The 661-nt window shown below is 36.5% G+C and carries 1 pseudogene; it reads left to right on the forward strand.

Going from position 1 to position 661, the window contains the following annotated elements:
• A pseudogene (locus ACFIO5_RS12220) lies at positions 1 to 661 on the forward strand (phospholipase D-like domain-containing protein); the annotation flags it as partial.

Genomic DNA, 661 nt, shown 5'->3' on the forward strand with positions numbered 1-661 from the left:
AATCACATTTTCGAGACTTAGATTTGATGTTAATAGGTCCTTCGGTTAAAAAGGTGGAAAACATCTTTGATGATTTTTGGAATAGCGCTGTCGTTTTACCGATTCACCCTTTAGTTGTTCCTAAAAGTGTAAATGATCTTGCTTTTTGGAGGGAAAAATTACGACAATTTCGTGATTCCAAAGCTGCAAAAGTTTATTTAGATTATGTCAAGAAGCATATTAGTTTTGACTGTTTTATTCAGACAGGAAAGCGATTATTTTTAGCAGATAAAGTTGTTGTTCTTTCTGATCCTCCGGAAAAAGTATTGCGCAAAAAAGCAGAAATTGGCGCATGAAAGCACTCTCACAGGTTATTGAAGACGCCCAAAAAACGGTTCAGATTACATCACCTTATTTTGTTCCTGGTAAGGTAGGTACGCAGAATTTTAGCAATTTGGTTTCAAAAGGTGTTGATGTCAAAATTCTTACGAATTCTTTAGCAGCCACTGATGTGGCACTCGTGCATGGTGGTTATGTACCTTATCGTAAGATGTTATTGAAAAGTGGTGTTAAGCTCTATGAGTTAAAACCAGGTGGAAATATGCACGGGTTGCGACTGTTTCGATCAAGTAAGGCTAGTTTACATACCAAAGCTTTTTTAGTTGATCGTAAAACTGCTTTT

It is taken from the genome of Bartonella sp. AA86SXKL (assembly GCF_042196885.1).